The sequence below is a fragment of the Ferroplasma sp. Type II genome, assembly GCF_000496155.1.
In genome coordinates this window covers 1-1,369 of the sequence record NZ_KI542736.1, presented here as the reverse complement: position 1 = coordinate 1,369, position 1,369 = coordinate 1, and the positions used below count along the sequence as shown (strand labels likewise).

Below are 1,369 nucleotides of genomic sequence, written 5' to 3'. Positions count from 1 at the left end.
CTTGACAGACTGCTGAAATTTTCTAAGGGGGTTGCGAAGGCTTGTCATAGAGGCTCCAATATCAAGATCCTGATAACGTTTCTGTTTAGCGGCATCCATATTTTTTAAAGTACTTTTAAAATTCTCCATATCGGTAATTTTTGGAATTTCTATAACCTCGTATTCTCCAATATAATTCATTCCTCTGCACCCTCCGAATCGTTTTTTTTCTCAGGGAAAATTATCTCATAAAAAAATCCGAAGATGGTTTTTTGATCAAGTAGTAACTCGTCTAATTTAGACCCCTCATTCAACCTAATTAAAAAATTTAAAATGCCATAAAATATAATGAAAATCATTATAAGATGCTTCACATCGAATTCAGACGTGCACGGGGCTTGTACAGCTTCATCATAAAAGTTTACATACAGGCCTGATTCTTTGATTTTATCCCAGTTTTCCACATCAATGCTTTTGAAATTTTCAATGAGAGCAGGGGGAAAATCAAAATTAACCCCCTCAAATAGTTTTGAAATGCTGCTAAAATTTTTATTGAAAGATGGAATTAAATTACCTAGGATACGTGACTTTACATCATTTCAACTTCATGTTTTCCCGTAAGCTGTAATATTCAAGTTCTCCGGCTGTTTTAATGTAGATGCATATGCACTTTGAAACACCTGTATTAATTATTATGTGTATTTTGGGTATAATATTTCACATTATGGATGTAAACATTTATAATGTAGATGCATATACTTATACATGCCTTNTCTTGTGTGGAAAACTATAGGAGGAAAGAAGCGCCTCGTCATGAGGTGGAACAAAAGAATAGACGGAAAGCCAAAGATTACCAGGGAGGTGTACATAGGGGATATGGAGAACCTTGCAAGGATGATACAGAACCCAATGGAGAATGTGGATGCATATTCCCTTGACTTCGGGATGACTGCAGCCATCCTCATGGCAGAGAAGGAGATTGGGCTGAAAACTGTGATAGACAATGAAATGGGGCACCATGCCAGTGGCCTGTCACCGGGAGATTATGCCCTCATCTTCATCATGAACAGGCTATCGGATCCCAGATCAAAGAGTGGCATACATGAATGGATGGCAAAGGATTTCTCATCAACGCTTTTCCATTCTGCCACTGCACAGGGATTCTGGAATATCATGGATAGGTTCTCTGATGAGGCCATGAAGAGGATCAGGGAGAAGATGAGGGACCGCCTCATATCACTGGGCTACGATGATTCAAGGCTCTTCGTTGACGGATCAAATTTCTATACATACATGGAAGAGAATGATATGGCCAAGAAAGGGCATAATAAGAAGCACAGATATGACCTGAACCAGGTATCATATTATATTGCCTCAAATTATGATACAT

At 38.4% G+C, this 1,369-nt stretch carries 1 protein-coding gene; it reads right to left on the bottom strand.

All coding sequences use genetic code 11. The annotated features are described in order from the left end of the window. Positions 1-180 (bottom strand): hypothetical protein (locus tag AMDU4_RS08585; RefSeq protein ID WP_290704737.1); only part of this gene is annotated, 180 nt, incomplete at its 3' end. Positions 181-1,369: the final 1,189 nt, after the last annotated feature.